A 6,799-nucleotide genomic window follows, 5' to 3' on the forward strand; every position below is an offset into this window, starting at 1 on the left:
ATCCTAAAAAAGAAAGGCATAACAGAGTGAAAAAAACGTTTGTAGTTGGGGATATACACGGGGGCTTTAAGGCTCTCGATCAGGTTTTAAATGAGGTAGACAGAAATCCCGAAGATACTTTTATCTTTCTCGGGGACTATGTAGATGGATGGAGCGAAACGCCCGAAGTACTGGATTTTCTGATGGAGTTTCGCGAAAGGCAGTCTTGTATATTTATTCGTGGAAATCACGACACCCTGTGCAGGAATTGGCTAGTGAAAGGGGAGTACGACGATCTGTGGCTCTTTCACGGTGGAGAGGCCACTATGGAGGCGTATCAGGGTATAGGAGAGGAGACGCGAAAAGCTCACGGGAGTTTTCTGGAGCAGCTGATCGACTATCATATAGACGGAAAAAACAGCTTGTTCCTACACGCGGGCTTTACCCATACCAGGGGTGTAGAACACGAGTACTTTACCGAAATGTTCTATTGGGATCGCAGCTTATGGGAAACGGCGCTTGCCCTAGATACTTCGATCCAGAAAGAGTCGTATAGATATCCGGCGCGACTATCGCATTACACAGAGATTTTTATAGGGCATACCCCGGTTACCCGTATTGGAGAGAAAATTCCCGTAAATGCCGCAAACGTGTGGAATGTAGATACTGGAGCTGCATTTAAGGGAGCGCTGACTGTAATGGATACCGACTCTAAGAGATTTTGGCAAAGCGACCCCGTCTGGACGCTATACCCTGGAGAAAAAGGGCGAAACTAGAGCTTTTGCTCTCTGAATTGTCGGTGTAGCAATTTGTAATCTACCTTCCCGGAAGTCATTTTTAGGTGGTCTAGGATGATGATGGATCGATGTATCTTCAAAGCCTCATTTTTTATTTTGGCGACGATTTGAATAAGTGTTCTTTTCTTACCTGGGGTCAGAGCTTCAAAAAGGCGGCTTCCTTCTTCATCGCTGTTCAGCACAGCCTGAAAAGCTTCGTCCATAGGAGTGCCGTAATCGGAGAGGTCCTCTTTTAGTTCTACCGATATGGCATCGCCTACTCGGGCTTTCAGCTGTGTCATTTCCTTCTTGTTCAGAAGTATGAAAAAAGAACCGTCGCCCGCAGGCATCAGAGAACTGTGTTTTTTTATACCTTGACCAAAATGACAAATCAATCTCTTGCTGTGGGACAGTGTTTTTGCGATCTCAGCCGGTACGGGAATAACGTAGGTCCATATCGGAGAATCCATTTTTGCGATATGTGAAGAGAAAGAGATCATTTGATTCTCATTTAGACAAAAAGCGCCTTGAGCTCGGTGGCCTCATTGGGCTTCATCTTTCCAGCGAGTACAAGACTCAACTGTTTTCTCCTGAGAGCCGCTTCGAAACGCGATTTTTCAAGTGCTGTTTCGGGAGCTAAAGGAGGGACTTCTACAGGTCGTCCTGTTTCATCGACGGCCACAAAAGTGTAAATAGCTTCATTAGCCTTTGTTTTAGAGCCGTTTTCTCGATCTTCAATCCAGACGTCTATAAAGACTTCCATCGAACTTTTAAACGACCTGGAAACAGCTGCCTCTACAGTAACTACACTGCCGAGGGGAATAGCCCGGTTAAAGGCTACATGGTTTACCGAAGCCGTTACCACTATGCGTCTAGAGTGCCTTCGGGCAGCTATACTGGCCGCGCGATCCATTCTCGCCAGGAGTTCTCCTCCAAATAAATTGTTCAGCGGATTTGTCTCGCTGGGAAGGACCAAATCGGTCATAATAGTTCTAGATGCTCCAGGACTTTTTGCTTGCATTCGCTTTGTTTCTAATATTAATACAAAGGTACTATAAAATTGGAACAGCTAGAAAGTGCTTGAACATTATTCTTCTCTGTCGTTAGGCGTTGTGAAAAAGGAATAAATTCAGTCTTTAGATACGAGTAGCCAGGCTTCCGGGTTTTCTCTTTTGACACTGTTCAGGAAGTTGATCGCCTGTCTGGCGTCGGTAAAACTGTTGAAAGCCACTTGGTGAAGCCCATGGGTGGTTGGGGCTATACGCTGTGGTTCGTAACCTTTTTTGCGAAGCTCCTCCATTTTCTTATCGGCATTTTCTGCAACGCGAAAAGCGCCAGCCACTACGTAATACATAGGTTTTTTAGTAGCCTTCAATGTGATTGAAGGAAGATTTACAGGAGTGGTGTCAAAAAAGGTAGCCTTCTGTATACCTTGTTCTAGCTGCTGCTGTACCTGTTGCTCGGCCAGCTGTTGCTGTTGTTGAGATGAAATACGCTGTGACTGGTATACCACAGTACCCGCAGATACTGATAGCAACAATATGGCAGCGTATTTGAGATACGATCTCCTCCTAGAGGGTATGCCGATGGGGCGTACTCCCGTGGAGGAGCTGTCGTTATTTTGGGATGTGGGTTTCCTGATAATCTCTCGGGCTCCGGTAGCGGCCATCCCGAAAGAAGAGGTGAGGTAGTTAGTCTCGGTAAACGGCTGAAACTGTATGCTACCCTCTTTGTTTAGCCACAAAAGTCCTATTTGCTTAAGGGAGAGCTTTTCTCCATTTTCCAAAAGCTCGTTCCAGTCAATCACTTTTTTTCTGACCTCTAATTCCGCTTCTTCATACGAAATACCGAGAGTGTCGGAGATATGCCGAAGCAGTAAACCGTCGTTGGAAACGAGCTGAGCATTGAAAGACACTGCCTTGGAAGGAGGGAAAAAAGAGTGATTGTGGATACGTGCCGACCGAAACTGGGTGAGAAATGAACCGAATTCCGGTACGGTAACGCATGAATACCTGTATAATAGTTCGCCGATATAGTGTTCTAACTGCATAAAACAAAGATGGTGATTTTTTTGATGAGAGTAAAGGGTTGAGCCATAAAAATTATCAACAGCTCCTAAAAGCTTTTTATATAGAAAGAATAATCGTATATTTATTGTCAGATTAAATCTTATTTTGTGTTCTCGAGACTATGAAAACCTTGCCCGATTTACTTTATATACTCGCCTTACAATACGCTCGAGGAGTGGGAGATATCATGGCTAAAAAGCTGATTTCCCGCTGTGGTGGCGCTAGGGCTATTTTTGAGGAAAAACCCCGAAATCTATTGGGAATTAACGGAGTGGGAATGCGTATTGTAGAGAGTATCCGAAGAAAGGAGAATCTCAAGGCGGCAGAGAGAGAAATGAAATTCCTGGAAGATCAGGATATTGGCTATAGCTATTTTGAGCAGGACGATTATCCCGAACGTCTCAAGCACTGTGTAGACAGTCCGATACTGCTGTTTCGATCGGGCAATGCAGACCTCAATCACAAAAGGGTTATCAGTATAGTGGGTACGCGTAATATCACCTCGTATGGGAAGCGATTTTGCGAACAATTTGTAGCCGATTTGGCATCTTTCGATCCGGCGGTGGTAAGCGGTTTTGCTTATGGGGTGGATATCACGGCACACAAGGCGGCGATGGATTGTGGTTTGCAAACCGTGGGCTGCTTGGCCCATGGGTTAAATCAGATATACCCTAAAGCACATAAACCCTATATGTCTGGAGTAGAGTCTAGAGGAGGCTTTGTGACCGACTTTTGGAGTAGTAGTGCACCCGAACGGGAAAATTTTTTGAAACGCAACCGCATTATTGCTGGTCTGTCGGAGGCTACGGTGGTGATAGAGTCGGCTGCCAAGGGTGGAGCCTTGGTCACTGCGGGGATTGCCCATTCGTATCAGCGAGAGATCTTTGCCGTCCCTGGTCGTACTGATGATCGTTATAGCGAGGGGTGTAATCACCTTATACGCTCGCAGAAAGCGCATATACTCACCTCGGCCGAAGACCTAGTGTATCATTTGGGATGGCATCGTGAACCACTGTTAGCGCGTCAAGAAGCCTCGGGAAAACAGGGTAGGCAAGTTTCTCTTTTTCCACAACTCGACAGCGACGAACAAAAAGTGTACACCTTTTTGTCGGAACACGGTAGAGAGATGTTGGATATTATTGCTCTTCACTGCAAAACTCCTGTACATCGCATATCTTCCATATTGATTGCACTGGAGATGAAAGGCCTGGTGAGGCCAATGCCTGGAAAACTTTTTGAAGCGGTTGGTCGCTAAGTCTAATACCCGATTTTCTCCCGCACCCTTTGCAGTACTTCTCCGGCTACTTTTCGCGCTTTCTTAGCTCCTGTAGCAAGCGCCTGCTCTACTTCATCAGGATGCTCAGTGAAGTAATTAAAACGCTCTCTTTCTGTGGAAAACTTCGCGATGATAAGTTCGTAAAGAGCCTGCTTGGCATGACCGTAGCCATAACCTCCCTTGAGGTAGTTTTCGCGCATGGCGGCTACTTGCTCCGCACTGCCGAGAATGCGGTACAAGGCAAAGACATTGCAGCGATCCGGATCTTTGGGCTCTTCTAGAGGAGTGCTGTCGGTTTCTATGCTCATTATCCGTTTGCGCAATTGCTTGTCGGGTAAAAAGAGGTTGATGGTATTGCCCCTCGATTTGCTCATCTTTCCTCCGTCAGTGCCCGGAATGTACTGAGTGTTCTCTTGTACTTTTCCTTCAGGGATTACAAAAGTTTCACCCATTTTACGGTGAAATCTCTGGGCGACATCACGGGTGATTTCCAAGTGTTGCATTTGATCCTTGCCTACCGGAACAATTTCTGCGTCATAGAGCAATATGTCTGCAGCCATAAGCATAGGGTAGCTAAACAAACCAGCGTTTACGTCTTCCAACCTGTCGGCCTTATCCTTAAACGAATGCGCAAGGGTGAGCCGCTGAAAAGGGAAAAAACAACTCAGATACCAGGCTAGTTCTGCCGTTTGAGGAACATCACTCTGCCGGTAAAAAACCACCTTTTCGATATCGAGTCCGAAAGCTAACCAGGTAGCAGCGACATTAAAGGTGTTTTGCCTCAATTCATTTCCGTCCTTTATCTGTGTCAGAGAGTGCATGTCTGCAATAAAGAGGAAAGAGTCGTTTCCCGCTTGTTGCGACATCTCGATTGCGGGGAGTATAGCTCCCAAAATATTTCCAAGGTGTGGTGTTCCCGTGCTCTGTATACCTGTGAGTATTCGTGCCATAGTTTAATTCTCGTCTTCTACCTGCCCGAAGAGGTGTTTGCGGAGGCATTTTTACAAATACCAAATCTCTCGTAAAACTTTTTATCCCTGTGAGGCAGGATTACCCTTTGCAAAATAAAGACAAATTAAGAACATTTGAGGCAGATAGAAAGATAAATTTGCAGGAGAGCAGCAAGTGTGCCGCCGTAAAAAACCGCTTTTACTTTTGGCAAAAGCGGTGCTAGATTTTGAAATTGTACTGTTGAGATGCAGAGAAGCTACTTTTTAAATAGCCCTACCACAAAGAGTACCACAACGGCACCGATCACTCCGGTGATGAGGTCTCCCAACCAGCCGGAGCCAATGCTGATATCCAGAGTTCCAAACAGCCAATGGCCGATAACGCTGCCGAGAATTCCCAATAGGATATTGAACAAGAGTCCGAACCCTCCTCCTTTCATGATAACTCCGGCGAGCCACCCGGCTATGGCTCCGATAATTATTGCGTAAATCATAATCAAAAATTTAAAGTTTCAATTAAAGATATGAATTTTTTTTAAAAGTTTAACTTTGAAGCATGATGAAATTTCTGAAATACCCTTTTATAATTATCTGGCGGATATGGTTCTATATACTCGTGTTTTGTACAGTGGTCATATTGTCGCCTGTATTGCTTGTACTCACCTCGTCAGATCGCTACTATCACCAGCTTTTCTGGGTAGTGCGCAATATATGGGCTACCGTCATTCTCTACGGTATGGGTTTTATTCCCCGCATAAAGAGAGAACAGCAGATGGAAAAGGGCAAGAGCTATGTGCTGATCGCCAACCACACTAGTATGACCGATATCATGCTGATGTTGAGGGCTTCCCCTAATCCCTTTGTGTTTGTGGGTAAACAAGAGCTGGCCAAAATACCGATCTTCGGCTTTTTCTACAAGCGGGCGTGTATATTGGTAGATCGCAACAATGTAAAAAGCCGTACAGCCGTGTACGAACGCGCCCAACAAAAACTTGACAAAGGCTTGAGTGTGTGTATCTTTCCCGAAGGAGGAGTGCCTGATGAAGAGATCTACTTAGACGAGTTCAAAGACGGAGCATTCCGACTGGCTATTGCATATCAAATCCCAGTAATTCCCATGACCTTTGCCGATAATAAAAAACGCTTTTCCTATACTTTTTTGAGCGGGAGCCCGGGGAAAATGAGAGCTGTGGTACATTCTTTTATCCCCACCACAGGCCTAACTACAGACGACCGATCCGCCCTGAAGGCTAAGTCTAAAGAGGTTATTTACAATCAATTAAAGGAGTTTAATGGAAAGTGATTTAAGTATTTTTGATAGGCTTTTTTTGGGAGCGGCTTGTTTGTAGGTCGTTCTCTGGTGTGCTTGTGAAAAGAAGACTGCCGCCTTCTCGTTATGGCTCGGTGTCGCAGTGACGCTTCCCCCAGATGATGTAGGGTAAAATTACTATGGAAAAATGTTAAAACGGGAACACAAAAGTATCGTTCATGTAATTTTTTAATTATCTCTTATGTATTATTCAAACAATATAGTATGTAATATTGTAAGTATGTATTATGTATATTTGCAATTATATATCGCTGAATTATGAAAAAGGAGTTAATAGTCAGGCAATTGGGAGCTCATATTTTAGCCCAAAAAGACAAGTTTCCGATTATTGCAGTAACCGGCCCCCGGCAATCGGGCAAAACAACACTATTAAAATCACTTTTTGACACATACCGGTATGTTTCGCTCGAAGATCAGGA

9 protein-coding genes are annotated in these 6,799 nt (G+C 44.9%); 4 read left to right on the plus strand and 5 right to left on the minus strand.

All coding sequences use genetic code 11. The features are described from left to right. Positions 1-26 precede the first annotated feature (26 nt). Positions 27-755 (plus strand): metallophosphoesterase family protein, encoded by a 729-nt coding sequence (locus ACYZZR_RS06885; RefSeq protein WP_461533265.1) that lies wholly within the window; start codon positions 27-29, stop codon positions 753-755. Here the strand turns inward: ACYZZR_RS06885 and ACYZZR_RS06890 are convergent. From ACYZZR_RS06890 to ACYZZR_RS06900, 3 genes are all read right to left on the minus strand, one after another. Next, positions 752-1,255 (minus strand): DUF1905 domain-containing protein, encoded by a 504-nt coding sequence (locus tag ACYZZR_RS06890; protein WP_461533266.1) that lies wholly within the window; start codon positions 1,253-1,255, stop codon positions 752-754. The genes ACYZZR_RS06885 and ACYZZR_RS06890 overlap by 4 nt on opposite strands. An 11-nt stretch (positions 1,256-1,266) precedes the next feature. Further along, positions 1,267-1,776, minus strand: a complete 510-nt coding sequence (locus tag ACYZZR_RS06895; RefSeq protein ID WP_461533267.1) for an acyl-CoA thioesterase — start codon at positions 1,774-1,776, stop codon at positions 1,267-1,269. A 108-nt stretch (positions 1,777-1,884) separates the two neighbouring features. Then, complete coding sequence (locus ACYZZR_RS06900) at positions 1,885-2,805, minus strand: HU domain-containing protein (protein WP_461533268.1); 921 nt, start codon at positions 2,803-2,805, stop codon at positions 1,885-1,887. A gap of 140 nt (positions 2,806-2,945) precedes the next feature. Here ACYZZR_RS06900 and dprA point away from each other — a divergent pair, with 140 nt between their 5' ends. Continuing rightward, positions 2,946-4,079, plus strand: coding sequence for a DNA-processing protein DprA (gene dprA, locus ACYZZR_RS06905; protein WP_461533269.1), 1,134 nt, complete (start codon positions 2,946-2,948; stop codon positions 4,077-4,079). Between the two features lie 2 nt (positions 4,080-4,081). On the opposite strand, the gene trpS is transcribed toward dprA, so the two are convergent. Both trpS and ACYZZR_RS06915 read right to left on the minus strand, forming a co-directional pair. Continuing rightward, entirely contained in the window at positions 4,082-5,050 is a 969-nt protein-coding gene (gene trpS, locus ACYZZR_RS06910) for a tryptophan--tRNA ligase (protein WP_461533270.1), read from the minus strand. Between the two features lie 257 nt (positions 5,051-5,307). After that, the gene (locus ACYZZR_RS06915; RefSeq protein WP_461533271.1) at positions 5,308-5,544 is read right to left on the minus strand and encodes a GlsB/YeaQ/YmgE family stress response membrane protein; all 237 of its coding nucleotides are present in this window, start codon (positions 5,542-5,544) and stop codon (positions 5,308-5,310) included. A gap of 62 nt (positions 5,545-5,606) precedes the next feature. Here ACYZZR_RS06915 and ACYZZR_RS06920 point away from each other — a divergent pair, with 62 nt between their 5' ends. Next, a complete protein-coding gene (locus tag ACYZZR_RS06920) occupies positions 5,607-6,353 on the plus strand; it encodes a lysophospholipid acyltransferase family protein (RefSeq protein WP_461533272.1) in 747 nt (248 codons plus the stop codon). Positions 6,354-6,638: 285 nt separating this feature from the next. Continuing rightward, positions 6,639-6,799, plus strand: a 161-nt coding sequence (locus tag ACYZZR_RS06925) for an AAA family ATPase (RefSeq protein ID WP_461533273.1), incomplete at its 3' end; no start/stop codon positions are given.

This window comes from Sinomicrobium sp., from assembly GCA_029266035.1.
Lineage (GTDB): Bacteria > Bacteroidota > Bacteroidia > Flavobacteriales > Flavobacteriaceae > Sinomicrobium.

Excerpts from the sequence above, each read along its gene's own strand:
- ACYZZR_RS06890 (WP_461533266.1), bottom strand. The coding sequence starts at position 1,255 with ATGATCTCTTTCTCTTCACATATCGCAAAAATGGATTCTCCGATATGG.
- ACYZZR_RS06915 (WP_461533271.1), bottom strand. The coding sequence starts at position 5,544 with ATGATTTACGCAATAATTATCGGAGCCATAGCCGGGTGGCTCGCCGGA.
- ACYZZR_RS06900 (WP_461533268.1), bottom strand. The coding sequence starts at position 2,805 with ATGCAGTTAGAACACTATATCGGCGAACTATTATACAGGTATTCATGC.
- ACYZZR_RS06895 (WP_461533267.1), bottom strand. The coding sequence starts at position 1,776 with ATGCAAGCAAAAAGTCCTGGAGCATCTAGAACTATTATGACCGATTTG.
- dprA (WP_461533269.1), top strand. The coding sequence starts at position 2,946 with ATGAAAACCTTGCCCGATTTACTTTATATACTCGCCTTACAATACGCT.
- ACYZZR_RS06920 (WP_461533272.1), top strand. The coding sequence starts at position 5,607 with ATGATGAAATTTCTGAAATACCCTTTTATAATTATCTGGCGGATATGG.
- trpS (WP_461533270.1), bottom strand. The coding sequence starts at position 5,050 with ATGGCACGAATACTCACAGGTATACAGAGCACGGGAACACCACACCTT.